Genomic DNA, 25,349 nt, shown 5'->3' on the forward strand with positions numbered 1-25,349 from the left:
TTGAATAACATCAATAGTACATAAAGGTTGTGTGCTCATTCTTTATTAAAGAACTTATCATAGATTCTTTCGTATAGATCACCGATATCACATCCCATCTCTCTTGCTACAATAAGGCCTGCTATCTCTATGCTCACGAGATCTTCAAGTTGTTCCTGCTTATTGTTTATTGCTGCAATGACTTCCTTTTCAGTAATTGAAGCCTTTGCAGATATTGTGGAGATCATCTCTTCAATATCGCCCTTCTCAATAAAAATATTCTCTGAGGGCTTGAACCCGTTCGGTATCTCCACTTTATCTATATCAAAATCAGGTGTGAGCTTGTCACCTTCAAACTTTAACATCCTTGATGCAATTGCTTTGTCCCTTACCTTTGAAGCAAGGTCAGGTGACATCCATTTAAGATCAAAAGAAAGTGCAAACTCAAAATCCTTGATCGAAAGCAAAGAGCTTGCATTTTTCTTAAAAGGAGTTGCAACAACAAGAGTTAGTTCATCCATTATGAACCACGTCTAAGTTCATCTATTATAGTATCTGCTACCCTGCCACATTCAGTACGCTTAGGTCCGTCAATGTGATTGATCTGAAGTACCAGCAATTCATTCTCAAGACTTGCGCGCAGAAGGTATACGTCACCCCTGAAAGCTACCCTGTTATATTTACCGTCAAGGTAGCTATAATCCAGGTTGATCTTGAAATCCATAATTCCTTCTTTTTCGATGGTTTCAGCAATTTCATCAACATTTTCATAGTTCAATGGCATAAAGTCTATGCCATTGGTTACGATTTTCACATGGATATCTCTCTTGGCTTGTATCCGGTGTCCTCGCTGGGTCACAGACTCGGTAACAAACATACCGAACTTACCATTCATATTTGCCATTACCTTTGTAAAAAAAGGCAGATCCGAATGGTAGCGGTATTTCTGCTCAAACTCTATTTCCCTATGGGGAAACTTGTGATAAATTCGCTTTCGCATCATCTGGGATTCGAATAATGTATTTTATTTTTCACTCAAAGATCTATAAGCTTAGCGTCAATGATTCCCTCGACAGCCTTCATCTCATTGAGTATTGGCTCTGGGACATCAGAATCGACATTAAGCGCCATCATGGTCACTTCACCTATCTTTGCCCTGCCAACCTGCATTCCTGAGATATTGATATTGTTCTTTCCAAGAACAATGCAGCAAGGTCCGATAACATTCGGCATGTTTGTGTGCTTTGCAACGATCATATAGCCGGATGGTATTATGTCAACATGCTCGCCGTCAAGGCCAACGATCTTTCCTTCTCCACCGATAACTGTGCCGGTAATGGAAACCTTTTCATTGTCTTTTGATAGTTCCATGCTGATGGTTGATGCATATTCATCAGATGTATCTGATTTCCTCTCAACCACTTCGACCTTTCTTGCTTTAGCAAGTGAACCTGCATTAACATAGTTTACCGCAGAGCCAAGTGCTACCTCAAGCATTCCCTTCAATGCAGCAACAGTGACAGGTCTTGTGTCCTTCTCGGATATCTCGCCGTTGTATGCTATCTCTATCTTATCGTAGTTCTTTCCAAGTAGTTGTGCACAGGCTTTACCGATGGTTTCAGCAAGCTGGATATATGGTGCCAGGATGCTCATTACCTCAGGTTTTACGGATGGGATATTGATGGCATTCTTTGCAGAGCCGCCATTTAGAACTGATATTACTTCTTCGGCAACTGAAACTGCAACGTTTACCTGGGCTTCTTCTGTGGATGCACCAAGATGAGGTGTTGCTATAAGATTCTCGCATTCAAGCATTGGGCTGTCAAAGGGTGGTTCGCTCACAAAGACATCCACTGCTGCACCGGCTATCTTTCCGCTCTTGAGTGCATTTGCAAGTGCCTCTTCATTTATGATACCGCCACGTGCACAGTTGATGATCCTTGCATTGCTTTTCATTGCTGCAAACTCGGCCTCATCTATGATGTTCCTTGTTTCCTTTATAAGGGGTGTGTGAACGGTTATGAAGTCAGCTTCCTGTGCAATTTCCATTACGGTCCTGAGCTTGACCCCAAGTTCCTTTGCCCTTTCCTCGGAAATGAATGGGTCGTATGCGAGGATGTCCATCTCCAGTCCCTGTGCTCTCTTTGCAACCTCAGCACCTATGCGTCCAAGACCTACAATACCAAGCGTCTTTCCATTGACCTCTATGCCCATGAACTTCTTTCTTTCCCACTTCCTTGCTTTTAAAGATTCATTTGCCTGGGGGATATTTCTGGAAAGGGCCATCATCATTGCGATCGTGTGCTCTGCTGCGGAAAGCATGTTTCCTTCAGGTGCGTTGACAACTATAATACCCTTTTCTGTTGCAGCTGCAACATCCACGTTGTCTACTCCAACACCTGCTCTGCCCACAATTTTCATATTTTCAGCAGCTTCAATAACCTTTCTGGTTACCTGTGTACCACTGCGTATTACAAGAGCACTGTATTCCGGGATCTTCTCCACAAGTTCATCTTCTGAAAGTCCGGTTATTACGTCTACTGTAAAATGCTGCCTAAGCTTTGTTAATCCTTGTTCTGATAATGGATCACTGACTAGTACCTTCATATTATATGACTCCATAAGATTAATGTGATTTTTAATGATTGATGATAAATGACTTCCGTCTGGTATGTTGATAGTAACGTAATTATATGTTTTATAATTGTCTACAACCTGCCAACGATCTCTCATCACTCGTTTTTAGATTTATCTTCAAGATATGCGTTTTTACATATAATTAACCATTTAAAAAGTTAAGTATCAGAATAGTTCTCTGCTCTGGATCTGATTGTATATGGTGTGGTATTAAACCAATTTGCAACATTATATTAAAAAGTAAATATAATAATCTATTTTGTAAATAAACAGAAGATATAAATAGATATCATAATTCATTATTTGTTTATAATCTTCATATTGCATGCTATTGATATTGACTATTGTATCTGTTCGGAGTTTTCATGAGGGGTAGGTTATACATCGTCTTGGTCGCAATGACGCTTGGTCTTATATTTTGGGTCCTAGATGCATTTCTGGACTACCTTGTCCTTGGCAAGGGGTCATTTTCCGACCAGTTATTTTTTATTTCTTCTCATGAATTATATCTTCGTTCTTTTGTTGTTCTAGCTTTTTTGTTTGCCGGAATCACTGTTTCTGAAATGTCCGTAAAACACAAAGCAGCTGAAAATAATGTGTGCAAAAAAGAAAAGGATCTTTCATTTCTCTGTTCGACAGCTTCCATTGCAGCCGATTCTCTTGAATTTGATGTTTTTTTGAATGATATTTTGAATGAGCTTCTCTCTTACCTGGATGCTGATTATGGTCTGATATATCTTATTGACAGAGATTCGGGTGAAGCCATGATCCATGCAGATTTCGCAATTCCTCCCAAACTGAGAGCATCCCTGGACAGCATGCCATCAGATGGTCCCCTGATCTCATATCTCAGGCAGGTTACGCATCAGCGCAAAAACATAAACCAGCCCTTTGTTATCAGTTCTCATTTCTGCTTCTGCCCTCAAAGCGAGATTGATGACTGCATAGCTTTCCCCCTCATTTCAAGGAATATACTCATTGGTTTCTTTTTAATTTCTGTGAATGGTCAGGATGACCTAAGTGATGGGGATATACATGTCCTTGAAAGTGTGGCAAAACATGTTGGGACAACAATTGAGAATATGCAATTGCTGGAGGAGGCTACCTGTGCATATGATGAGCTCAAGTCAATAGACAAGATGAAGGATGAGTTTGTTTCCAACATTACCCACGAACTTAAAACACCTCTCATCTCCATAAAAGGATACAGCGAGGTTATGTATGAAGGCATGCTGGGAGAATTGACTGATAAACAGAAGGAAGCTATGAAAACTGTAATTTCCAACTCTGAACGGTTATATGGGCTGATAGAGTCCCTTTTACATATGAACACATTCCGGTTCGAAAAAAACCATGTATTTTCGCCTGTTGTTCTTACAGATATTCTGGAAAGCTCGATAAATGGTCTTACTATGGGGCTCGAGGGAAAGCAAATAAAGTTGAGACGAAATTATAGTGGGAATCTCCATCTTGTTTATGGAAATGGTGATTTCTTAAAACAACTTTTTATCTATCTCATTGACAATGCTATAAAGTTCTCACCGGACTTTTCCAAAATTGATGTATCTGCATTTGAAGAAGGTGATATGATGCACATTGAGGTATCTGACAATGGTATTGGTATTCCTGCAGTTCATATGGATAGGATATTCGATCGTTTTTATCAGGTGGACGGTTCAATGACCCGTAATTATGGCGGCAGCGGTCTTGGCTTGTTCCTTGCCAGGAACATAATTGATGTGCACAAGGGCAATATATGGGCGGAAAGCAGTGAGTGTATCGGAACACGGCTTCATGTTCAAATTCCACTATATGATACAGGTGTGCATTCTGATGTACAATATTCAGTTCAGGAAAGTCGGGTCACTCTTAAACAAACCTGAAATATATTCTCCGGTTGTTCTTGCCTTTGTTCTCTGCTTTGAATATCTCTATATGTGGTATTTCTCCAGTACTTGATATATGAGTTCCTCCACATGCCTGCCTGTCAATACTTTCTATGCTTATCACTCTTATATCCTGTATCTCAGGTGGGAATGCATCTTTGAGTTTAACCACAGATGGTATCTCAAAGGCTTCATCACGTGGCATGATGGCGATGCTCACAGGAACATCCCGGTCGATTATCTCATTCACCTTTGCTTCGTAGGATCTTATCTGTTCCCTGTCAAAATCCTCCAGGTTGAAATCGACACGTGTCTTGTCTTCAGCAAGCTGGTTACCACTGATCTTCGCTCCAGTTTCATTATGGATCATGGCACTGAGAATGTGGCATGCAGTGTGATATTTCATGAAGAGGTATCTTCTGTCCCAGTCAATGACGCCCTTTACTACGTCTCCTTCCTTAAGACCCGGAATCTCAATCTCGTGGCTCACCTTTCCGTCAAATTTACCTACAAAAACGACAGGGAACTCATCTCCGTTCCTGATGAGTTTTCCAGTATCATGCGGCTGTCCACCGGCTTTCGGGTAAAATGCAGTCCTGTCAAGCGTCACAAATCGTTCATCCTTTACGCTTTCAACTGTTGCTTCAAATTCTTTCAGGTAACAGTCGGTCAGGTATAATTCGCTCATGCCTTGATTTAGGGAGGTTTTGAAGATATATTTTTTGTACAGGAATACCTCGTACAAAACAATCATATAGTATCCCAAATAAAATTTTATATGAATGCCTGAAGACCAATCTACCAAGATCTCTATTTTCCCGATAATGATGGTGAATTTCATCGGGACACTTGGACTGAGTCTGGTACTTCCATTTCTGGTTTTTTTGGTTGAGAGATTTGGGGGAAATGCACTAATTTACGGTATACTTGCATCCATGTATCCCGCTTTCCAATTGGTGGGTGCTCCTCTTCTTGGTAAGTGGTCTGATGTCTATGGCAGGAAAAAGATATTGTTCTTCAGTCAGGCAGGTACCCTGGCATCGTGGTTGATATTCATGTTCGCTCTTTTGATTCCGGTTGTATCGGTTCTGGATGTGAGTTCCAATTCACTTGGAAAATTCACAATAACAATTCCACTAATACTGTTATTTGTGGCAAGGGCATTCGATGGCCTGACAGGCGGTAATGTATCTGTTGCAAATGCCTATGTGGCTGATATCACCAGTGAGGAAGACAGGAGTAAGAATTTCGGACGTATGTCAGTTTCCATGAACCTTGGATTCATTGCCGGTCCTGCACTTGCGGGACTCCTGAGTGTGACCATATATGGTGAATTACTTCCGGTTCTTGCAGCGGTTATAATCTCTTTTATCGGCACTGTACTGATTGCATTATTTCTACAGGAATCAAAGGAGTGCATCCAGTCGTTCAACAACAAAAAGAATAATGTAAAAAAATTACTTGCATACGAATTTGGAAATTGTAATGAATCCGGGAAGGGTCCGCAGCCAAAACTTAAGGATGCTCTGAAACTTGACCACATTCCTTTCATGCTTGTTGTATATTTCCTTGTTTTCCTGGGTTTTAACATGTTCTATACAGCTTTCCCCGTTCATGCAATTGATAACCTTAAGTGGAGCGTTGCAGATATGGGGATCTACTTTTCAGTATTGAGCTTGATGCTTGTGGTGGTGGAAGGTCCGGTACTATCTTATGTATCAAGGTTCTTTTCCGATGCAAGACTGGCAATATTCGGTGCTGTGGTTCTGGCCAGTAACTTTGTACTCCTGTCGTACAGTGATTTTTACCTCACCTATCTTGCAGCAGTTCTTTTTGCAATAGGTAACGGATTCATGTGGCCTTCAATGCAGTCTATTCTTTCCCGGCTGGCAGGCAGGGAACATCAGGGTGTTGTGCAGGGTGTTTCTGCCAGTTTTACAGGCATAGCAAGTATAATCGGATTGATTGGTGGTGGTTTTTTGTATGAGATGTTAGGGTCCGGAACTTTTTTTGTGGCTGCGACTATGGTCTATCTTGCATTTATCCTGTCCTTCAGGTTCCTGTCCTTTGAAACAAAAAAGTAGGTGGAATAAATAATTGATGAAACGATGTTCCTATTGCTTTTTTGCAGTATTTATTTTAATAAAAGGATATAGGCTACAATGACGCATTATGGATGTGTAAAGTCCTACAATTGCAACAAATGCAAAAACCCACTTCCAGGGCTCCGATTCTATAAGGTCCAGTGACAATGCTGTTATTGCTATTGTTCCCATCACTGCTCTTAGTACAAGGTCGATACCCCCTACATTCTCCTGAAGAAATATTTCGCTCAAGTCCATATTAATTACCTCCCCAAACCTTTCTTTATTTACTTTGATCGAAAGGCTCTGGATAAAAAAATGTAGGTGATAACAGTTATACTTTTTCGAATATGACTGTTTTCACTTGCAAATCATCCCGCTTAACAGAAACAGTTTTGTACGGGTATTTAATATATTGCACTTAATAAAACTGTGATATGGTGCTGCTTAGTGTCTGATAAAAGAAAAAAACGGGAATTTTTTGATGATATTTTCGAAGTAGATGATTTTGAGAATGTCGAAGAGATCATGGATTATATTATGGAACGTCTGGGAATGGACCTGAGTGACTTATCCAAAAAGGCTTTCATTAGTGCATTTTCCGTATCAAATCGTTCCGGGGATAAATCTGGGATAAGGGAGTTAGGAAATGTTTCTGATGACAATGAAACAGATGGATTTGAAAGACAACAGATGCGTGTTGATGATCCAAGTCCATTGATCGACGTGTTTGAAATTGAGGGTCATATACATGCAATGGCTGAACTTCCTGGCGTTGAAAAAGATGATATAGAATTGTATGTCACCGAAAGCACCCTTGAGATAAAATTTTTGAATTCTGAAGAAGAAAGCTCGGAATTGATCGATTTTTCGGCTACTGTAAATCCTGATAGTGCAAGAGCAACTTACATAAACGGTGTTCTTGAGGTCATAATGGATAAAATAGAATTTGGAAAGGCTCGTTTGATAAAGATCGATTGAATTACTTAAATTTCATTCAATATTTTCTTTTTAGCTGATGTCATCCTAATTTTTCCTCATCATTAGCTGTAATGAATATCTGTATTGCAAGGACACAATACTACATACAATTCAGGTGAAACTGACAGGCTTAAATAGTAGTCACCAGATATCAAAGCCACTTTACTTTCGGGAATATTGATTCTCATTTGTAATAACCATAAGTAATTTATAGCCGCTATAATTATTACTTTTACGCAAAGAGGTATTCCAATGGTCAAAAAATCAATTCATGATATTAATAATAGAATAAAAGACGGTAGTGTCAATGTAGTCACTGCTGAGGAAATGGTTGATATTGTAGGTGAGCTGGGTGCAGAGGGTGCAGCTAAAGAAGTTGATGTTGTGACCACCGGTACCTTTGGCGCAATGTGTTCATCAGGTGTCTGGTTCAATTTTGGTCATTCGGAACCTCCTATCAAGATGCAGAATGTATGGCTCAATGATGTCGAGGCATACACTGGTGTAGCTGCAGTTGATGCTTTTATTGGTGCTACCCAGTTATCTGAGTCGCAGGGAATAGAATATGGGGGTGCGCATGTCATTGAGGACCTTATACGCGGAAAATCCGTTGATCTGCATGCAATAGCACATGGTACTGACTGCTACCCAAGAAAAGTGCTTGATACATCTCTTTGTCTTGATGACATGAACCAGGCAATTATGCAAAATCCACGTAATGCATACCAGAAGTATAATGCTGCGACAAATGGAAGTCGGCAGACGATTCACACTTATATGGGTTCCCTTCTTCCCGGATTCGGCAATGTGACATATTCCGGGGCAGGTGTTCTCTCTCCGCTGTCCAATGATCCAAGTTACAAGACCATAGGTATGGGCACAAGGATATTCCTCGGTGGTGCCCAGGGTTACGTTATAGGACAGGGTACTCAGCATTCATCTGCAAGCAATTTCGGAACCCTGATGTTGCAGGGCGATATCAAGGAAATGAACTCTGATTACATCAGGGCAGCTAGTTTCACTGGCTATGGTACCTCCCTTTATGTGGGAATGGGTATTCCAATTCCGATCCTCAATGAGGAGATAGCTGCAGCCACAGCTGTGACAGATGCGGATATCACTACGAACATACTTGATTATAGCGTTCCCAGCAGGGACCGTCCTTCTTTGCGCCAGGTCACATATGAGGAACTGAGATCAGGTTCTGTTGAACTCAATGGCAAGGATGTCAGAACTTCTTCCCTCTCAAGCTTCAAGAAATCCCGGATAATAGCAAACGAACTTAAGGACTGGATATCCAGGGGCGAGTTCTTTGTTACTGCTCCGGTGGAGAATCTGCCAACAGGCATATCAGCCAGACCAATGAAACAGACCGAAGGAGTAACCCTGGTTTCTGAGATAATGTCTGCAAATGTTGTGACTATCAAGCAGGATGCAAGTGTTTTCAAGGCTGCAAAGACCATAATGGAATCGAAGTTCGACCATCTTCCGGTGGTCAGTGCGGAGAATTCACTGGTCGGGATAGTAACCTCATGGGATATATCAAAGGCAGTGGCTGAAGACAAGTTTGACCTTGTGGAAGATATAATGACAAGAAAGGTCACGACTGCAAAGGCAGATGAGCAGGTTGCTGTTGTTGCTCGCAGAATAGATCAGAATGGTGTTTCGGCAATGCCTGTTCTCAATAATGACAAAAATGTCATAGGTATTATAACAAGTGGGGATATCAGCAAGCTGGTTGCAAGGAGGTCATGAGCATGAAAATAAAGATCAATATCTCAAGTGAAATTGTCACAAAACCCATTCTTGCGGAATCAATTCTTGAGACTGGTATTCTCCTGAATGTTTCACAGGCACACTTTGAAAGTTCCTATGGTGAAATAGTTGCAGATGTAGATGAAGAAGAGTTCGAAAAGATATTTCCTGCTCTGACTTCAAGGGGTGCGGATGTGATAAGACTGGACACTCCTATAAACTGGGATGAAGATGAATGTGTGGAATGCAGTGCATGTATGTCCGTATGTCCCACTAATGTCTTTTCACTGGATGATGATTTTAGCCTGATCGTGGATCAGTCAAAGTGCATCCAGTGTGGTACTTGTGTGGATATGTGTCCTCATGATGCACTTTCTCTTAAAGACACGCGACCTATCTGAAGCTTTATGATCAATTGTGTTTGTATGAAAGAACAATACCGTCTGAAGGAAACTATAGTTACTATTCTGGCAGATACGGCAAAGCACATGGATGCTGCCAGGGAGGCTATAGTCTTCCACAGGAAGGAACTGGAGCACTATATCTCCGGTGATCCTTTTTTCCAGAGCACCCTTGAACCTTATTGTGTGGGGCAGGATGTTCCCGAAGTTGTCCGCCGGATGATAGATGCAGGCAATGCAATGGGTATTGGCCCCATGAGTGCGGTCGCAGGTACCATTTCCGCCCTTGCGGTGGAGGCAATGGTGGAAGCAGGTGCTACTTTTGCCATAGTTGACAATGGAGGCGATATTGCAATGATCACTGACCGTCCGGTGGTAATGGGAATTTACGCTGGTGAATCTCCCCTGAAGAACCTGGGCTTTGTCATGGAACCCCGTGACAGCATTACCGGCGTATGCACTTCTTCCGGGACCGTTGGCCCATCAATTAGCTTCGGGATGGCTGATGCAGCCGTAGTTTTTTCAGATAATGTTTCGCTTGCTGATTCAGCAGCAACAGCTCTTGGGAATGCTACGGGTCTGGGTAAAGATGCCGTTCAGGGATCATTTGATGTCGTAAAAGATGTTCCTGGAATAAAGGGTTCCATTGTAGTACAAGGTGAGTACATGGGTTTTTGGGGCAGTGTCCCCGAGCTGACAAAAGCCAGAGTGCGGTATGAGTGCATAACCAAAGGCTAAGCCATAATGCACTAAAAATTGCTAAGGATTAATGATAAGAATGCTATCGAAGCATCCTTTTCATTATTTATTCAGGCTGTATGTGGGACGTAGGGTATTTCCTCGTAAGGCTGTATGACTACAAACCCTTCTCCTTTGAAGGCCATCTGGATACTTTCTCCGCTTGATCGTCCTACAAATGTCTTTAATGATATGTCTGTTTTAATATCCGGATTAAGGTTTCCAGACCATGCAACAGTTGCATTTGGATCTGTGAATACTGGCTGGTCTTCTGTGACTCTGAGCGTCAGAGGGTCGTAATGTGTGGTAATTGCAACCATTCCTGTTCCTTCAAGCTTCACATTAAAAAGCCCGCCTGCCATCATCCCGGCAACCTTTCTCATCATTTTGATATCCCAGCTGATGTTTTCCTCAAAAGCGAGAAGATCATTTCCGTTTACGAATATGGACTGGTTGTCGAGGTTGATTATGGATATCTTCTTTCCACTGTCAGCAAGGTACACTTTTCCTGCACCTTCAGCCTTTGTCAAGCTAACTCCTTCTCCCGTGACCGCTTTCTTCATCATTTTTCCAAGGCCATGCTCAAGTACACCTTCTCTGGTGAATTTTACATCACCAAGGTATGCTACCATGGCTCCGCGCTTGATCCAAACTCTTCCGTTAAGGTTTAGTTCTAACATCCTATCGCGTTCAAGTTCAAATTTACCTTCTCCAAGGTCCTTTTGCCCGGTGCTTTTAATGAATTCATCTAATGAATAGCGTGCCATTTTCGATCTCCCTTTATTTATCAAGATTATTGAATGTATATTAATCTACAAATATTAACTAAGTTTCATATGATATTTACGTATATCTGTGGCAATCGCTGTGAACATTAATTTGATATAGTGCACACACTAATAGATTATTAACAGATGAAATCTGATAATTGAGGAGTGTGAGATATTTTGGTAAAAGTTACTCTGGTTCATGCTGAATGGTGTCATTTTTGTCCGACTGCAAGGAAGACCTGGCAAAAACTAAAGGAACAATTCGACTTCGAATATGAAGAAGTAGACATTGATACTCCTGAAGGAAAGGAGCTTGCAGAAAAATTCAAGATACGTTCTATACCTACCACCATCATTGATGATAAAGTGGCTTTTGTGGGTGTACCGGACGAGGATCAGGCAAGTAAGGTCGTAAATTAATGGGGTTTAACTATGTATGATATTATCATTGTAGGAGGGGGTCCTGCAGGTCTTACAGCAGCGATATATGCTGTCAGGTACGGTCTCAATATTCTTGTACTTGAAAAGAATGTGGTTCCGGGTCAAATTGCAACAACCGATGCGGTTGAGAACTATCCCGGATTCACGACAATAGCTGGTTTGGAACTGATGGACCGCTTCAAAGAACATGCAGTCAGTCTTGGAGTTGAGGTACAAACCACCGAGGTAAAAAAGATCGAAGATGGCGATGGCAAAAAGACAGTTATCACACATGATGGTGAATTAGAGGCAAAAGCTGTCATCATTGCCACAGGCGCCAATCCCAAGCACCTCGGAGTTCCAGGTGAAGAAGAAATGATCGCAAAAGGCGTTTCTTACTGTGCCACATGTGACGGGCCATTCTTTTCAGGGGAAGAGGTTATCGTAATAGGCGGTGGTGAATCCGCTCTTACTGATGCGTTGATCCTTTCAAATATTGCCAGCAAGGTATATGTTATCCATAGAAGAGACCAACTTCGCTCATCCCGAATACTGCAGGAGAGGGCATTCTCCAAGGACAATATTGAGTTCATCTGGGACACTGGTCTTGAGAAGATAGTATGTAGTGATGCAGTGGAGGGGGTAGTTCTCAAGAATGTGAAAACCGGTGAAACCACAGAGATGGATATCAGTGGTGTGTTCATATATATCGGCATAGTCCCAAATACCTGGATGGTTGATGTAGAGAAAAATGAACAAGGCTTCATAAAAGCTACCGAAAAGATGAAAACATCTGTCGGGGGAATATTTGCTGCAGGAGATTGCCGTGTTACTCCTTTATGGCAGGTAGTCACTGCCGTAGCCGATGGTGCAATAGCGGCTGTTTCAGCTTATGAATATATTGAAGGTCTTGAGCTTGAACAATAAGCATATTCTTGCTTTTGAATAGGGATATGGGGTGATTTAAGATGACATGTATAAACAAATGTGGAAACGCGTGCAATGGTACACTCTGTCTGAATATATGTGCAGATTCCAGCGCATCTGATCTTGAACCGGTGGCTCAGGTAGTCCATACATTGCTTGGGATTCCGATAACCATGCGTAGTCGCAATTGTAATGGTATTCGTATGGAAAGGGGCGTAGTTCTTGATCGTGATTATACCGGTCCGCTTCTGGAAGAGGCAATAAAAACCAGCAAAATAGTCAGGGGTGTGCCCACCGAAGGTGTGTATAAGGGAAAATCAGTGATAGTAACTCCTATCAGAACTCTTGAAGGCAATACAATAGGTGCAATAGGGGTAGTTGATATCGTTGCAGCTCTTGATATTCTGTCGATGTTCAAGGAATATCCTGGAATTGTCGATGAAGTGGAAGAATCACGAAAAAGGTTGAAGTGATTTTTCTTACAATTTTTTGAAAGAATGGTATTTGACAGCCTTTGATATAATAATGGAAACAATGGATATGGCTATTGCAAGAATAATGACCATGAGGACATTTCCACTTTCAGCCGCTTTCATCAGACTATAGAACAGGAATACACTGAGTGAAAGACCGACCAACATCAGTAATGCAATTGGCATGTTGTATAGTTTTTCAAGTGGCAAGCTCATAAGAGAAACATTGTTTCATTTCTTTTATAGTTTTCTATTATTTTGGCTGTTCATTATAGCTTATAATAGACAATCTCCATTCAGGTTAAATATTACCTTTGTCTAAAATAGATATGAGCAAATCATGGACTTAAAGAGCATATTGAACAAGATCAAGGTCAATGAAATGGACCTTGATGCAGCCGAAGCACAGATTCGTTCCATGGGATATGTCCCGGTATCAGATATCGCTAAGATCGATATTTTCCGAAAGCATCGTACCGGTATCATGGAAGCCATACTTGCAGAAGGCAAGGATCCAGGGGATGTTGTCGAAATCGCAAAGGCACAGATAAGTGCTACTGGGAGGGTGTTAATAACTCGCCTTGGCGATGACCACAGGCAGTCACTGGAGAGTCATTTTAGATCAGAGTTCATAGAGTGGAGCTTGCATCGCAGCGCTGCCGTTGTTCACGATGGTACACCGGCACCTAGCACAGGTGGAATAGTTGCTATTATCACGGCTGGTACTGCAGACATCGATGTTGCTGAAGAGGCAAGAATGGTTGCCCATGAGATGGGGTGTGAGACAATTGCTATTTATGATGTGGGAGTTGCAGGTTTTCACAGGCTGGTTGGGGAGATGCAAAAGATCCAGGAAAAGAAGCCTGATTCAATAATAGTTGCAGCAGGCAGGGAAGGGACATTGCCCACAGTTGTGTCGAGCCTTGTGGATGTGCCTGTGATCGGACTTCCCGTTTCCACTGGTTACGGTGCAGGTGCAAAAGGCGAGGCTGCATTGCTTTCCATGCTACAGTCATGTTCAGTCATCTCTGTTGTGAACATTGATGCAGGTTTTGTGGCTGGTTCTTTTGCTGCACGTATTGCCAATACAGTTGCAGAAGCCAGGAAATGCAACAATTTGTAATTTCAAACTTTAAACAAAATATAACAGGGTATTATGAGATCACTCGTATTTGAACCGTTTTCAGGTGCTTCCGGCGATATGATACTTGGAACACTAATAGGGCTTGGTGCGGACAGAAAGAAAATCTGTGAGATGGTAGAATCTGCTGTGGATGTCAAGATATCTGTTGGAACTGCCAATAAACGTGGAATTGAATCAGTTGATGTGCATATTGATATTCCTCATGAGTCCCATTCAAAATATTATCTCGAAGTAGTTGATACAGTAAAGGATGCAGGATTACCCGCTGCAATTGAGGAAAGTGTGCTTGATGTTTTTTCTATTATTGCGGAAGCTGAATCAAAGATACATGGCAAGCCACTGGGTGAACTACACTTTCACGAAGTGGGGCAAAAGGATGCCCTTGCCGATGTGATAGGTTCCTGCACAGCGATCCATGATATTGCTGCAGATTCCATTTTCTGTACGCCTATAAATGTTGGGGGCGGTATGGTCAAAGCTGCACATGGTATGATGCCGGTGCCAGCACCCGCAACCCTTGAGATATTAGGACAGGGCAAATTATTATTCCACGGTTCAGGAAATAGGGAGCTGCTGACTCCCACGGGCGCTGCCATTCTGTCACACTTTGCAAAACCTGTGGATTCCATTCCAAGAGGTCAGGTAATTTCCGTTGGTTATGGAGCAGGAAATGCAGATACTGATAACCCTAACGTCCTGCGTAGCATATTGATGGAAACTGATAGCATGATATCAAAGGATATCATTGAGGTGCTTGAGACTAATGTGGATGATGTCACCGGTGAGGTTCTGGGAAATCTTTTCGACAAATTACTCTCCATCGGTGCCAGGGATGTTGTTATCATACCCGTTACAATGAAAAAGGGGCGTGCAGGTCATATTATCAAAGTGATAACAAGACCTGAGAACAGTGACAGAATTGCGCGTGAGATCATGAAGGAGACTGGAACACTTGGTATTCGTGTAATTCCGACAAAACACCGCTTTGTTGCTGACCGACGGATGGACAGCGTGAACATTACGCTAATAGGTGAAGTATTCGAAGTTGCCGTGAAGATAGCACAGGACAGGGGTGGTGAAATACTGCATATTTCTGCAGAATACGAGGACTGCCGCAAGGTTGCCGATAAGGTTGGAATTCCGCTCAAACAAGTCATTCGTAGGGTCGAAGAGGAAGCCTGGGGGAGATTTTTGTAAAATTTTGTAAATTTTTACATCTCTAACCACAAACAATGTAAACCATTGCATCAATTACACAACAAATGATAGATGATGTCATCAAGAAATTCAAGGACCTTGACAATAAGGAACTGCGTATAATCACTGGAATTGAGATTGGGATGAAGCACTATGAGTGGGTCCCAATAGAAGAACTTATCAAGTTTTCCAAACTCCCCTATGGGACACTGGATTACAAGTTAAGGGAACTCATCAAGAAAAAGATGGTAGTTGCAACCCATATTCCATATGATGGCTATCAGATATACTTTGATGCATACGATGCGCTTGCACTGAACACTTTTGTGAAGAGAGGTACCATCAGTGCTATTGGTGATGAGATCGGTGTTGGCAAGGAATCGGTTGTGCTTGAAGCGGTAAAGGACCCTGAACTTTCCATTGGTGAAAAACAGGGTGTCATAGTAAAATTCCACAGGGAAGGCAGGACAAGTTTCAAACAGGTCAAGAGGCTACGCTCCCATCTTGCTGAAAGAGAGCATTTCTCATGGATATATGCTGCCAGACTTGCTGCAAAAAGAGAAGCAGACATAATGAAGCAACTCTACCCTGATGTATCCACTCCAAAGATAATTGATCATAACCGCCATGCACTGGTGATGGAAGTTGCAAACGGCAGCCTCCTGTACAAGACAAAACTTGGTGACCCTGAATGGTTCTTAGATGAGATCATGCGCCAGATGAAGATAACTTATAGCAAAGGCATCATTCATTCAGATCTAAGTGAGTACAACATTTTTGTTTTTGACAAAGGTGTGCAATTCATTGACTGGCCACAGTATGTTGGGATCGGTCATCCTCATGAAGATGAACTGCTTGAGAGGGATATCTCTAATGTACTCAAGTATTTCAAGCGGAAATACAATATCAAAAGGGATGTTGCTGAACTCGCTATTTATATAAAAGACATTGAAGAGTCATAGATATATCCTATCATAATCATAATTTATTATATGGGAAACGGGGTTATATACGGCATAGATATTGCAAAAGGTTCTTCCAGGGCTCAGGAAGTTCCAAAATATGCACTTGCTATTTTAAAGGACGGCGAGGTAACTCATCATAGGATGCTTCGCAGGCACAGGATCCTGAGGATGGTCCAGAAGGACCATCCTGTATACATTGCCGTAGACAACATTTTTGAACTGGCTGCCAATAAAAAAGAACTTATACATTTTCTAGAGAGACTTCCTCAAAACACAAAACTAGTACAGGTTACCGGAGGTATTCACCAGAGACCTCTGCTTCGTCTTGCACAGGAGCACGGCCTGAAAATGAACCAGTTCGATCCGAATGAGGAAGCAGAAGTATGTGCTATACTTGCAAGCCTTGGGGTTGGCTGCGAGGTATCTCTTTTTGAGGATATGACCAAGATAAAGGTAAGCAGAGCACGTTCTCTTGGCAGAGGAGGGTGGAGCCAGAACCGTTATCGTAGGAAGGTGCATGGTGCTGTCAGGGAAATGAGCAGAGAGATCGAACATACATTACGTGATTTTTCAAAGGAAACCGGTTTTACGTTCAGTACCAAGATTACGGAGGGCTTTGGAGGTTATGTACGGGCTGAATATACTGTTAATACCCGGAGAAATCTCATTCCCGTAAAACCATCTGTGCATGCTGATGCTCAGGTTACCATCAGGGGTGTCGAAAGGGATAAGATAAAGTACATACCCCTGAAAAAAAGCAGACGCAAATACACCATAGTCGGAATCGATCCCGGCACCACCGTGGGAATAGCTATCCTGTCGCTGGATGGTGAATTATTGCTATCGAAAAGTGCTCGTGGTATATCTCACGATGAGGTTGTCCGTCTCATCGCAGAATACGGAAAGCCTGCTATCGTAGCAACCGACGTTCATCCTACTCCTGCTGCAGTTGAGAAGATACGCAGAAGTTTTAATGCAGTCATAGGTACTCCCGGAGGGGAAATAAGATCAGAGGATAAGATCGCACTGGCACGTCCATTTGGCTATTCCAACGATCATGAAAGGGACTCGCTTGCTGCAGCATTAACCACATACAGGTCTTATCGTAATATCTTCTCACGGGTCGAGAAAAAGACTCCGCAGTACCTTGATATTGATAAGGTCAAGTTCCATGTCATCAATGGTGATCCAATAGATGAGGCTATCGAGAAGGTCTCCTCTGCCTCAAAGGTGAAGAAAACTGTTAAGCAGGAAGTGAAGGCTGAAGAAGTGGATGTTGATGAGCAGGTAAAGAAACTCAGGGATGAATTGCATCTGAAGAACTCTCAAATAAAACAACTGAAGGACTATGTTTCAGAGTTGAAATCCGCTCCCCTTGAAAAAGAAAAAACAATAGAAGCCCTTGAGTCAAAAATAAGGAAGATCAAGTCACAAGCTTATGAAAAATTAAAAAGGGACAAGGAAATACAGATAAGGGACAAAGAGATCACAAGGCTAAAAAAGGAGCTTCGTAGGTCAAATAGATCTCTTCAGAAACAACGTCTGCAAACAAAACATCTCAAACAGATCAGAAAGAGGGAGATGAAAGGCGAGGGCCTGCCTGTAAAGGTCATTTCCTCATTTACAAAAGAGGCTATTCAACATACCAAGGATGCATATGGGATTAAAAAAGGGGATATTGTATATCTTGAAGATCCAAGTGGTGGTGGTCCCATAACAGCTTCCATGCTTGTGGAATCCGGTATAAAGGCAGTGATTATTTCCGAGGATATGCCGCATGCTGCCCTTGAATCATTCTACGATGCCGCAATTCCTGTCCTCAGCTCTCTGGAAATTCAAAGGGTGGATGATTTTGCAACTGTTGTTCCTGGCAGGCTCGATGAGGAGATCGCTAAATGGGAGGAGGGTGCCAGAAAACGTCTCAAGGAAAAGGAACATAAGCAATTCAAGCACATCCTTGATGAATACAAAAGTGAGCGTAGAAGGGGACTTGTTTAATGTTTTATCAGGATGGGACCTTATGTTAACAGGATATAATTCATGAAAAGATCTTCTTTGTTGCTGGCCGGGGGTCTTGGTACAAGGCTCAACGGGAAAGAAAAGGCTTTACTTCCATTCAAGGAAGGTGCTCTTATAGAGAATACTTTGCGGGTTCTTGATGAAGTGTCAGATGAAGTGGTCATATCCTTAAGGGACGAATCTCAGGTTCAGTATTTTTCATCTTATTTGCAGGGAAGAAAGACGGTAACTGATAGTATCAGGAACATAGGTCCACTTGCCGGAATGCTTGAAGGCTTCAGGAAGGCCGAAGGGGAATATATTCTTGTTGTTGCATGTGATATGCCTTTCCTTGATTCGGATATCCTCAATGAGCTGTTTGAAATGGTTCAGGGGCATGATGCAGTGGTACCTGTTAGCCCTGGTGGGAAAAAAGAACCTTTACATGCTGTATATCGCAGGGACCCAATGATATCCCTGATAGATGAGTCCATCGGCGAAGGTGATAGGTTTGTCCTCTCTCCTGTGCTCAAGCTATCTGATGTCATCTACATGGATAAAACCGAACTAAAAGAAATAGGTGGACAACTCAGGACATTTGCCAATATAAATTCCCCGGAAGATATGGAAATGCTAAATGACAACGAGGAACTATAATCTTATGGAGTGTGTAGAATGGATCAAAATATTGTAATAGAAGGAGCTATCAAGACAATCGCAGAAGAATACGATTTTGACGTTAAAATTGTAAGATATGCAGCTTCCAACTCCGAAGTTCCCATGGATCTTGTGAAAATGGTTGATGAGGGCATATATTGTTTCAGGGGACCAAACGATAATATTCGCTATGGTAATGCTTCTCTTTGCCTTTCGAACAAGATTCTCAGGAACAGTGGAGTGGCAAAGATCCTTCTTCCACTTATTTGTGACAGGATCAATGACTGGGATCGGGAGAATATCGAAGATCTCCTTTCATTACTAAAGAAAAGTATCTCTATTATGGAATTGAACCCTGATACGTATCCAGGTTTTGAATCATGTGGCATTGATCCCGAAAACTTCCCCACAGAAAAAATTCCCGATGGTCTGAGTGATAAGCATAAAGTCTGGGCAATGGATAAAAAAGGAATGTGTCTGGTGGGCGATGAGGCTGATCAGCTCATCCATATTGATGAACTAAGGGGATAGGTTATTATTTGCATTTTCCAGTTGCAGTTTTTTCAGGATACTCTCGATAACTTAATAATAGGTTAACGGCATTAGCACTCGCTGGAAATATTTATGAGATATAGCTTATACTTTTTACTATTATATTGTCAAAATCTCGGAGCTGGTTGGCGAGATGGAAAACGGAACCCCTGAAGACTGGTTCAAAATGGCTTTTGATGCCGAGGACCCTGAAGAAAAACTGGAGTACTTTGCTCTTATACTGGAATCCGGATCGAAAGATCCCGAACTCTGGAATGATGGGGCTATTGCGCTTGTGTGGAATAATAAAGGTATTTCCTACGCGTTCATGGGCATGTACGAAGATGCCATTAAATGTTTTGAACGATCACTGAGCCTTAAAAGAAATGATACTGATGTCCTATATAATCTGGGTGTAGCACTTTACACCATGGGCAGAAGCGAAGAAGCGATCACATATTATGACCGGATACTTGCCCTTGATCCAAAGAACGATAATACGTGGGTAAGCAAAGGTGATATTCTTGAATGCATGGGCAAGCACAATGAAGCAATAGATTGCTACAGCAAGGTTCATAAAGGGATCGAACTTGATGATAAATTTGCTATTGTATGGTACAAAAAAGGACTCTCATATCTTGGACTTGGTCGCTATGATGATGCATCTAATTGTTTTTCACGTGTACTGGCTATAGATCCTGAGCATAGCGATGCCATTGAGACTCTCAAAAGAACCATGCAAAAAATAAAATGATGAACGAGTGGTTATGTTCAGAGCTTAAACAGTTATTCTTTCTCCAAGCTCTGGTGCATGTGCATTGACGCCTATCTCATCGCTTATCCACTGTGCAAAACCTTCCGCTTCTTCTCCATGCATGGTAAATACATGCTCTGTGCCTCTGTCACAGAAATCCTTTACGATGGATTTCAGTTCCCTGTCACCACAATGGGCTGAGAAGTCATACTGTTCAAGCTTGATCTTGAGGTGCTGCAATACGCCGTCATTCTCGATAACTCCTGTATCCACAGCCATTCTTCCGTTTGTTCCCTCAACCTGATATCCAGTGATCATGACCTTTGATTTTGCATCCTTGTATAGCTTTTTCAGGTAATGCATTACAGGTCCACCATTGAGCATTCCTGCTGTTGTTACAATGACAGAGGAATCAAGTGGGATTCTGTCGCGCTTTCTTCCATTTACCACTGTTGCATTATCAAAGGCTTTCTTCAGGTGTGTTGGGTTGCGTAGATAATCAGGATACTTTGCCATTATTTTATAGGCAGCAACTCCCATGCCATCTACATATGCGGGAATACCATGTGCATCGAGAAGCATGAGTATTTCCTGGGTTCTTCCAATTGCAAATGCGGGAATGATCACATTACCGCCAATATTAAGTGTGTCTTCCAGGGAATCAATGAAAGCCGATTCTGTCTCTTTTCGGGAATGGTGTTCTTCGTCAAAATATGTACTTTCAATGATCAGGGCATCAGCCTTTGGGAATTCACTGGCTCCGGATACCAATCGTGTGTCAATGGTATTGATATCTCCTGTGTAAAAAAGGCTCTTTCCATCCTTTGCTTCCACATGTATGCCTGAAGCGCCTGGAATATGCCCTGCATCAAAGAATTCTACATTATAACCATGAGTGCTGAATTTCACTCCGACATCTACCTCATGTGTATTTTCCATGAATCTTGTCAGGTCCATGCTATCATAAGCAGGCATTTCGCCCTTGATCTCAGCGATCTTGAGCGTATCTCTTGCAAGCATTGTTGTAAGGTCAAATGTTGGTGCTGTCATGAATACATCAGGTTCCAGGTCCATGAGGCTTGGAACGGCACCGGAATGGTCCAGGTGGGCATGTGAGACAAGTACGACCTCAGGTCTTGCACCATTAACCGGATACTCAAAAATCTCTCCAGGTTTGAGACCATAGTCCATCATTATCTTTTCATCGACCAGAACAGCCGAACGCCCCATTTCTCTGCATGCCCCATTGAATTTCAGATCCATCATTTACACCCCGGTAAAGACAACATTATGCAATAGCGTCCTGCCATCCTTTTAATTTCTTCACAGAAAGACTCGTAGTTTTGGAAAGCTCGAACGCATCAGCAGCTATCAGTTCATCCACACTTGAAATACCTGCCTCTGAAAGTTTTTCAGCAGTTACTTTACCTATGCCGGCGATATCAGTAATATTTTTCGGTTTGATCTTACCGTTGTTGTTCTTTTTTTCCTCTTCCTGTGTCTTCTTCCATTCTTCGAAGTTACACTGGGGGCAACCGAGGTCCCAGGGTCGTTTTCCTGGGTTGATTATGCGTATGTGGTAAAGTCCATGATCTTCGCATGTTTTGTCGGTTACCACTATCTGTCCGCTTCTTGGTAAAGGTAAGGCAAAGTTACAATCTGGATATCCATCGCATCCAATGAAACGTGATCCTCTTTTGGACCGCATAATCATTAATTTTGATTGGCAACTGGAACATGTTCCTATGATCTTATCTTCTCTTAAGCCTGCACGCAATAATTCAGTTATGTCCTCTCTGTTTTTCTCAAGATCGTTAAACATGGAATCAAGCATTTCTCTGGATTCATTCAGAACCTCTTCCTCGGGGATCTGACCTTCCGCTATCCTGTCCATGTCATTTTCGAGTTTGCTGGTCATTTCCGGTCTGGATATGGTGGGTGCGAACTTTTCAAGTGCTTCCACAACAGCGTAGGACGTTTTGGTGGGTTGTAGGGGATTACCATGAACATATGCCCTTGAATATAACTTGCTGATAATATCGGCCCTGGTTGCCTTTGTACCAAGTCCTAGCTCTTCCATTATCTTTATCAATCTTCCCTGACCATATCTGCCGGGAGGTTGCGTTTCCTTTGCTTGTACTTCCTTTTTGATTATGTCGAGCTTATCATCTTCTTTTAATTCAGGTAGCAACCTGTCTTTAGGAGCATTATAATGGTAGTACCATCTCCATCCGGGAACTACAAGCCTGGCGCCGCTTGCTTTGAACTCTTCCTCGCTGATGTCGAATCTTGCGCGTATGGTTTCCCATTGTGCGGGCTCGGCAAAAGTCGCAAAGAAACGCCTGACAACAAGCTCGTAGAGTTTCCATTCCTGCTCATCGAGTTCTGATTTTTTTGCAAGTGATACAGGGAAGATGGGCGGGTGGTCCGTGGTCTCTTTTTTACCCCTTGTGGGCACTAGTTCATCTTTTGATAGTAACTTTTCAGCGTACTGCTTGAAAGGTCCGGTTTTGAATATCTCTATTTGCGCCCGCAGGTCAATGCTTTCAGGGTAGACTGTGTTATCGGTTCTTGGATATGAAATAAAACCATTCGTGTAAAGTGATTCTGTAATTCTCTTTACATTTGCAACAGAAAAACCAATTGAACTGGCCGCAACCATAAGTTCAGTTGTATTGAAAGGAGTTGGCGGTTTATCAGTCTTAGTTGAAGTCTTAATACTTGAAACAGTGGCAGTATTACCTAATTTGTCCAGAATACTGTCAACTTCATCCTTGTCCTTGAATCGTTTTGTCGCGTGGTCTACCTGAAATTCCTCATCGTCCTTTGTTTTGAGCATCGCTGAAAGTTCCCAGTAAGGCTCAGGAATGAATACATCCCTTTCTTTTTCACGCTCAACGATAAGTGCAAGTGTTGGTGACTGTACGCGTCCAACAGATAGGAACATCTTTCCCAGTCTTCCGGCGGAGATTGAAATGAAACGTGTAAGGGAGGCACCCCAAACCAGGTCTATGACTTGACGTGAATGTCCTGCATCAGCCAGATTAAAATCTACCTCCGTGGGATTGGCAAAAGCATCGTTAATTGCTTTTGGGGTAATGGCACTGTAATGTATCCTGTCAAACTCTAGATCTGGATTCACTGTCTTTAATATCTCAAGGGCTTCAGCACCTATGAGCTCTCCTTCCCTATCGTAGTCAGTGGCAATTGTTACTTTTGTAGCCTGTTTTCCAAGTTTCTTAAGTGCTGATACAATCTTGACTTGAGTAGATGCAGTTATCACTTCTGCATCTACTAACTCTCTTGCTTCTACTTTTTGCCAATTATTGTATGCTTTTGGAAAATCAAGTTTCACAATGTGTCCGCTAAGCCCGACAAATATCTGCTTGTCTTCATCAGAACCTATCTCGAAGGTATCAACCCCATTAACCCTAACTTCCTTTGGTTTCTTCGGGGCAAGGATCTTTGCTATCCTCTTTGCCGCAAGGTATTTTTCTGCTATGATGAGATGCATGTTATCTCCGTAATCCCTCAAATGAATAATAATGATTTTTATAAACCCGTATTTGATATGATATCCGTAAAAAAATATTTATTTTGATACGAATGTCCGGTGTTTTCATCTTAGAAACATTCTGGTAAATATATCTGTCGCAAATCACGATGTTAAATGATAAATTCTTTCAGGCAAGGATAAATTTGGATTACTCTGGAAACTGTTGATCAAAAAATCGAATTGCGGATATATTGAAACAGTACAAAATCCTTCTTGCTAATAATGGTTAATTGGTCATATCGATAATTTCTGTCAAAAAATCAGCTGTAATATTGATCAGATCAAAGTCCAGATTCTCTATAATATCATTTTCCGTATGTGTTAGCTCTAAAACGCTTTCAAATAAATTGGACGAGGTAACAGCAATACAAGGAATTCCCTGAAAAGCAAACATTGCATGATCTCCTGCATACCACTTTTGTCCAATTTCAATCTTTTTATTCTTTGAAACCCTCGCATCAATATCACTTTTCATTTTTTCGCTGAAATTATATAGCGATAAAGCCGAGTTTGATTTTTTATGCCCAGGAGAATCAATATTGATTACGAGTTTTATTGGCTTGTTTTCTTTTGATATATGATCCAGATATTCTGTCTGTCCTTTCACTTCATAGTACTCCTCTCCATTGAAAGGAACAAACTCTATATCAAAATCTGTTTCCTGCTCTCTTATGTTCTGCATAATTTTTAGCATCATCATAACTCCTGATGCGTTATCAAGAGCCCCCGGTGTTCCATATTTTGTATCCATATGGGCACAAATAATTATTTTCCCACAATCATCTCTTCTTCCTTTTCTTGAAGCGATGATCTGTTCACTTTTTACTTTTTGGACTGATGAGCTGATACATAAATATGCTTTATCATGTTTTTCTAAGATCATGTTGCCAACAAATTCGTTAGTGTATGCTACTGGGATAGAAAAGTTTCCATCTTCAAGGAGCGGAAATGGATCAAGTCCGGACATTGGATGCTTTCCTGTAGCTGCAATAATTGCACAAGCTTCTGTTTTTAATAGACCTTCTATTATCCTTTCATGCTCTTTCGGGTAATAAAATGGAAAATCTTTTGGCATCAGTGGCTCTTTGGCAATATTTCCCTTCAAAAGCAAAATCTTGCCTTTTAAATTCCCTTCTTTTAAAGCATCAGGCTCTTCTATTACAACAATTTCCCCTTCTCCTTCATATGGTCTGGAAAATGGGCAAGGTTCGATCTTGAATTTTTCATCTTCTATTTCCAAAAATGAAGTGCTTTTTTCCCAATAATTACACTCAAAGGGTAAAACTTCTATGTCGTATCTCATACGGCTTATTTTATTCTTAAGGTATGACAATACGCTTTCATTGCCTGAAGAGCCCAAAGGACGTTCAATTATGATCGAGTCAATTTGTTCATCAATTTCTTCACGATTAAGGAATGTCATATTTTATATGAAGATGTTATCAAATATGTTTTTATTGAAAAAATAATAAAAAGGCTCAATGTTTTGTTTGAGG

The 25,349-nt window shown here is 41.7% G+C and carries 26 protein-coding genes; 16 read left to right on the top strand and 10 right to left on the bottom strand.

Annotated elements, in window-relative coordinates:
• Positions 1-35: 35 nt before the first annotated feature.
• Genes V7O66_RS00935 through serA form a run of 3 tightly spaced genes read right to left on the bottom strand, consistent with a single transcriptional unit; the run spans position 36 to position 2,586 of the window.
• Complete coding sequence (locus V7O66_RS00935) at positions 36-500, bottom strand: DUF2240 family protein (RefSeq protein WP_406661117.1); 465 nt, start codon at positions 498-500, stop codon at positions 36-38.
• The gene (locus tag V7O66_RS00940; protein ID WP_406661118.1) at positions 500-979 is read right to left on the bottom strand and encodes a hypothetical protein; all 480 of its coding nucleotides are present in this window, start codon (positions 977-979) and stop codon (positions 500-502) included. The genes V7O66_RS00935 and V7O66_RS00940 overlap by 1 nt, the downstream gene beginning before the upstream one ends.
• Before the next feature lie 35 nt (positions 980-1,014).
• A complete protein-coding gene (gene serA, locus V7O66_RS00945) occupies positions 1,015-2,586 on the bottom strand; it encodes a phosphoglycerate dehydrogenase (protein ID WP_406661119.1) in 1,572 nt (523 codons plus the stop codon).
• Between the two features lie 395 nt (positions 2,587-2,981).
• Between serA and V7O66_RS00950 the strand changes: the two genes are divergently transcribed.
• Positions 2,982-4,499, top strand: a complete 1,518-nt coding sequence (locus V7O66_RS00950) for an ATP-binding protein (protein ID WP_406661120.1) — start codon at positions 2,982-2,984, stop codon at positions 4,497-4,499.
• Here V7O66_RS00950 and alaXM read toward each other — a convergent pair.
• Positions 4,486-5,190, bottom strand: coding sequence for an alanyl-tRNA editing protein AlaXM (alaXM, locus tag V7O66_RS00955; RefSeq protein WP_406661121.1), 705 nt, complete (start codon positions 5,188-5,190; stop codon positions 4,486-4,488). The two genes, V7O66_RS00950 and alaXM, sit on opposite strands and share 14 nt — an antisense overlap.
• Positions 5,191-5,284: 94 nt before the next feature.
• On the opposite strand from alaXM, the gene V7O66_RS00960 reads away from it, so the two are divergent.
• The gene (locus tag V7O66_RS00960) at positions 5,285-6,586 is read left to right on the top strand and encodes an MFS transporter (protein ID WP_406661122.1); all 1,302 of its coding nucleotides are present in this window, start codon (positions 5,285-5,287) and stop codon (positions 6,584-6,586) included.
• 30 nt (positions 6,587-6,616) lie between these two features.
• Here the strand turns inward: V7O66_RS00960 and V7O66_RS00965 are convergent, their stop codons facing one another.
• On the bottom strand, positions 6,617-6,844 hold the full coding sequence (locus V7O66_RS00965) for a DUF2892 domain-containing protein (RefSeq protein WP_406661123.1): 228 nt from the start codon (positions 6,842-6,844) through the stop codon (positions 6,617-6,619).
• A 192-nt stretch (positions 6,845-7,036) separates the two neighbouring features.
• Between V7O66_RS00965 and V7O66_RS00970 the strand changes: the two genes are divergently transcribed.
• From V7O66_RS00970 to V7O66_RS00985, 4 genes are all read left to right on the top strand, one after another.
• Complete coding sequence (locus V7O66_RS00970; RefSeq protein ID WP_406661124.1) at positions 7,037-7,567, top strand: Hsp20/alpha crystallin family protein; 531 nt, start codon at positions 7,037-7,039, stop codon at positions 7,565-7,567.
• A gap of 252 nt (positions 7,568-7,819) precedes the next feature.
• On the top strand, positions 7,820-9,322 hold the full coding sequence (locus V7O66_RS00975) for a homocysteine biosynthesis protein (RefSeq protein ID WP_406661125.1): 1,503 nt from the start codon (positions 7,820-7,822) through the stop codon (positions 9,320-9,322).
• 2 nt (positions 9,323-9,324) lie between these two features.
• Positions 9,325-9,723, top strand: a complete 399-nt coding sequence (locus V7O66_RS00980; RefSeq protein ID WP_406661126.1) for a 4Fe-4S binding protein — start codon at positions 9,325-9,327, stop codon at positions 9,721-9,723.
• Between the two features lie 24 nt (positions 9,724-9,747).
• Complete coding sequence (locus V7O66_RS00985; protein ID WP_406661127.1) at positions 9,748-10,461, top strand: UPF0280 family protein; 714 nt, start codon at positions 9,748-9,750, stop codon at positions 10,459-10,461.
• Positions 10,462-10,532: 71 nt separating this feature from the next.
• Here V7O66_RS00985 and V7O66_RS00990 read toward each other — a convergent pair whose 3' ends face one another.
• Complete coding sequence (locus V7O66_RS00990) at positions 10,533-11,228, bottom strand: AIM24 family protein (protein ID WP_406661128.1); 696 nt, start codon at positions 11,226-11,228, stop codon at positions 10,533-10,535.
• A gap of 180 nt (positions 11,229-11,408) precedes the next feature.
• Between V7O66_RS00990 and V7O66_RS00995 the strand changes: the two genes are divergently transcribed.
• The 3 genes from V7O66_RS00995 to V7O66_RS01005 are packed head-to-tail and all read left to right on the top strand — an operon-like array spanning position 11,409 to position 13,051.
• Positions 11,409-11,651, top strand: a complete 243-nt coding sequence (locus V7O66_RS00995; protein WP_406661129.1) for a glutaredoxin family protein — start codon at positions 11,409-11,411, stop codon at positions 11,649-11,651.
• 12 nt (positions 11,652-11,663) lie between these two features.
• Positions 11,664-12,578, top strand: coding sequence for a thioredoxin-disulfide reductase (gene trxB / locus V7O66_RS01000; RefSeq protein WP_406661130.1), 915 nt, complete (start codon positions 11,664-11,666; stop codon positions 12,576-12,578).
• A gap of 41 nt (positions 12,579-12,619) precedes the next feature.
• Entirely contained in the window at positions 12,620-13,051 is a 432-nt protein-coding gene (locus V7O66_RS01005) for a DUF2111 domain-containing protein (protein ID WP_406661131.1), read from the top strand.
• Between the two features lie 6 nt (positions 13,052-13,057).
• On the opposite strand, the gene V7O66_RS01010 is transcribed toward V7O66_RS01005, so the two are convergent.
• The gene (locus tag V7O66_RS01010) at positions 13,058-13,267 is read right to left on the bottom strand and encodes a hypothetical protein (protein ID WP_406661132.1); all 210 of its coding nucleotides are present in this window, start codon (positions 13,265-13,267) and stop codon (positions 13,058-13,060) included.
• 124 nt (positions 13,268-13,391) lie between these two features.
• Between V7O66_RS01010 and larB the strand changes: the two genes are divergently transcribed.
• The 7 genes from larB (at position 13,392) to V7O66_RS01045 (ending at position 20,297) form a co-directional block, all read left to right on the top strand.
• Positions 13,392-14,174, top strand: coding sequence for a nickel pincer cofactor biosynthesis protein LarB (gene larB, locus V7O66_RS01015; RefSeq protein WP_406661133.1), 783 nt, complete (start codon positions 13,392-13,394; stop codon positions 14,172-14,174).
• Between the two features lie 33 nt (positions 14,175-14,207).
• The gene (gene larC / locus V7O66_RS01020; protein WP_406661134.1) at positions 14,208-15,392 is read left to right on the top strand and encodes a nickel pincer cofactor biosynthesis protein LarC; all 1,185 of its coding nucleotides are present in this window, start codon (positions 14,208-14,210) and stop codon (positions 15,390-15,392) included.
• Between the two features lie 65 nt (positions 15,393-15,457).
• Positions 15,458-16,354 (top strand): serine/threonine-protein kinase RIO2, encoded by an 897-nt coding sequence (locus tag V7O66_RS01025; protein WP_406661135.1) that lies wholly within the window; start codon positions 15,458-15,460, stop codon positions 16,352-16,354.
• A gap of 30 nt (positions 16,355-16,384) precedes the next feature.
• Entirely contained in the window at positions 16,385-18,355 is a 1,971-nt protein-coding gene (locus tag V7O66_RS01030) for a DUF460 domain-containing protein (RefSeq protein ID WP_406661136.1), read from the top strand.
• A gap of 42 nt (positions 18,356-18,397) precedes the next feature.
• The gene (locus tag V7O66_RS01035; protein ID WP_406661137.1) at positions 18,398-19,012 is read left to right on the top strand and encodes a molybdenum cofactor guanylyltransferase; all 615 of its coding nucleotides are present in this window, start codon (positions 18,398-18,400) and stop codon (positions 19,010-19,012) included.
• Between the two features lie 18 nt (positions 19,013-19,030).
• Positions 19,031-19,543, top strand: coding sequence for a hypothetical protein (locus tag V7O66_RS01040; RefSeq protein ID WP_406661138.1), 513 nt, complete (start codon positions 19,031-19,033; stop codon positions 19,541-19,543).
• A 154-nt stretch (positions 19,544-19,697) separates the two neighbouring features.
• Complete coding sequence (locus V7O66_RS01045; RefSeq protein WP_406661139.1) at positions 19,698-20,297, top strand: tetratricopeptide repeat protein; 600 nt, start codon at positions 19,698-19,700, stop codon at positions 20,295-20,297.
• Positions 20,298-20,321: 24 nt separating this feature from the next.
• Here V7O66_RS01045 and V7O66_RS01050 read toward each other — a convergent pair whose 3' ends face one another.
• The 3 genes from V7O66_RS01050 to V7O66_RS01060 form a co-directional block, all read right to left on the bottom strand.
• Positions 20,322-21,560: an MBL fold metallo-hydrolase gene (locus V7O66_RS01050; protein ID WP_406661140.1), complete on the bottom strand. Its 1,239-nt coding sequence runs from the start codon at positions 21,558-21,560 to the stop codon at positions 20,322-20,324.
• Positions 21,561-21,585: 25 nt separating this feature from the next.
• Complete coding sequence (locus V7O66_RS01055) at positions 21,586-23,811, bottom strand: DNA topoisomerase I (protein WP_406661141.1); 2,226 nt, start codon at positions 23,809-23,811, stop codon at positions 21,586-21,588.
• Between the two features lie 268 nt (positions 23,812-24,079).
• Positions 24,080-25,276 carry a M28 family metallopeptidase gene (locus V7O66_RS01060; RefSeq protein WP_406661142.1) on the bottom strand — a complete coding sequence of 399 codons (1,197 nt, stop codon included), beginning with the start codon at positions 25,274-25,276 and terminating at the stop codon, positions 24,080-24,082.
• Positions 25,277-25,349 lie beyond the last annotated feature (73 nt).

The sequence above is a fragment of the Methanolobus sp. ZRKC3 genome (genome assembly GCF_045291275.1).
In the GTDB taxonomy this organism is placed as follows: Archaea; Halobacteriota; Methanosarcinia; order Methanosarcinales; family Methanosarcinaceae; genus Methanolobus.

Excerpts from the sequence above, each read along its gene's own strand:
- V7O66_RS01045 (WP_406661139.1), top strand. The coding sequence starts at position 19,698 with ATGGAAAACGGAACCCCTGAAGACTGGTTCAAAATGGCTTTTGATGCC.
- V7O66_RS01010 (WP_406661132.1), bottom strand. The coding sequence starts at position 13,267 with ATGAGCTTGCCACTTGAAAAACTATACAACATGCCAATTGCATTACTG.
- V7O66_RS00965 (WP_406661123.1), bottom strand. The coding sequence starts at position 6,844 with ATGGACTTGAGCGAAATATTTCTTCAGGAGAATGTAGGGGGTATCGAC.
- V7O66_RS00935 (WP_406661117.1), bottom strand. The coding sequence starts at position 500 with ATGGATGAACTAACTCTTGTTGTTGCAACTCCTTTTAAGAAAAATGCA.
- V7O66_RS00985 (WP_406661127.1), top strand. The coding sequence starts at position 9,748 with ATGAAAGAACAATACCGTCTGAAGGAAACTATAGTTACTATTCTGGCA.
- V7O66_RS01060 (WP_406661142.1), bottom strand. The coding sequence starts at position 25,276 with ATGACATTCCTTAATCGTGAAGAAATTGATGAACAAATTGACTCGATC.
- V7O66_RS00975 (WP_406661125.1), top strand. The coding sequence starts at position 7,820 with ATGGTCAAAAAATCAATTCATGATATTAATAATAGAATAAAAGACGGT.
- V7O66_RS01040 (WP_406661138.1), top strand. The coding sequence starts at position 19,031 with ATGGATCAAAATATTGTAATAGAAGGAGCTATCAAGACAATCGCAGAA.
- alaXM (WP_406661121.1), bottom strand. The coding sequence starts at position 5,190 with ATGAGCGAATTATACCTGACCGACTGTTACCTGAAAGAATTTGAAGCA.
- larB (WP_406661133.1), top strand. The coding sequence starts at position 13,392 with ATGGACTTAAAGAGCATATTGAACAAGATCAAGGTCAATGAAATGGAC.
- V7O66_RS00990 (WP_406661128.1), bottom strand. The coding sequence starts at position 11,228 with ATGGCACGCTATTCATTAGATGAATTCATTAAAAGCACCGGGCAAAAG.
- V7O66_RS01025 (WP_406661135.1), top strand. The coding sequence starts at position 15,458 with ATGATAGATGATGTCATCAAGAAATTCAAGGACCTTGACAATAAGGAA.
- V7O66_RS01030 (WP_406661136.1), top strand. The coding sequence starts at position 16,385 with ATGGGAAACGGGGTTATATACGGCATAGATATTGCAAAAGGTTCTTCC.
- V7O66_RS00940 (WP_406661118.1), bottom strand. The coding sequence starts at position 979 with ATGCGAAAGCGAATTTATCACAAGTTTCCCCATAGGGAAATAGAGTTT.
- V7O66_RS01035 (WP_406661137.1), top strand. The coding sequence starts at position 18,398 with ATGAAAAGATCTTCTTTGTTGCTGGCCGGGGGTCTTGGTACAAGGCTC.
- V7O66_RS01005 (WP_406661131.1), top strand. The coding sequence starts at position 12,620 with ATGACATGTATAAACAAATGTGGAAACGCGTGCAATGGTACACTCTGT.
- V7O66_RS01050 (WP_406661140.1), bottom strand. The coding sequence starts at position 21,560 with ATGGATCTGAAATTCAATGGGGCATGCAGAGAAATGGGGCGTTCGGCT.
- serA (WP_406661119.1), bottom strand. The coding sequence starts at position 2,586 with ATGAAGGTACTAGTCAGTGATCCATTATCAGAACAAGGATTAACAAAG.
- larC (WP_406661134.1), top strand. The coding sequence starts at position 14,208 with ATGAGATCACTCGTATTTGAACCGTTTTCAGGTGCTTCCGGCGATATG.
- V7O66_RS00980 (WP_406661126.1), top strand. The coding sequence starts at position 9,325 with ATGAAAATAAAGATCAATATCTCAAGTGAAATTGTCACAAAACCCATT.
- trxB (WP_406661130.1), top strand. The coding sequence starts at position 11,664 with ATGTATGATATTATCATTGTAGGAGGGGGTCCTGCAGGTCTTACAGCA.
- V7O66_RS00960 (WP_406661122.1), top strand. The coding sequence starts at position 5,285 with ATGCCTGAAGACCAATCTACCAAGATCTCTATTTTCCCGATAATGATG.
- V7O66_RS01055 (WP_406661141.1), bottom strand. The coding sequence starts at position 23,811 with ATGCATCTCATCATAGCAGAAAAATACCTTGCGGCAAAGAGGATAGCA.
- V7O66_RS00950 (WP_406661120.1), top strand. The coding sequence starts at position 2,982 with ATGAGGGGTAGGTTATACATCGTCTTGGTCGCAATGACGCTTGGTCTT.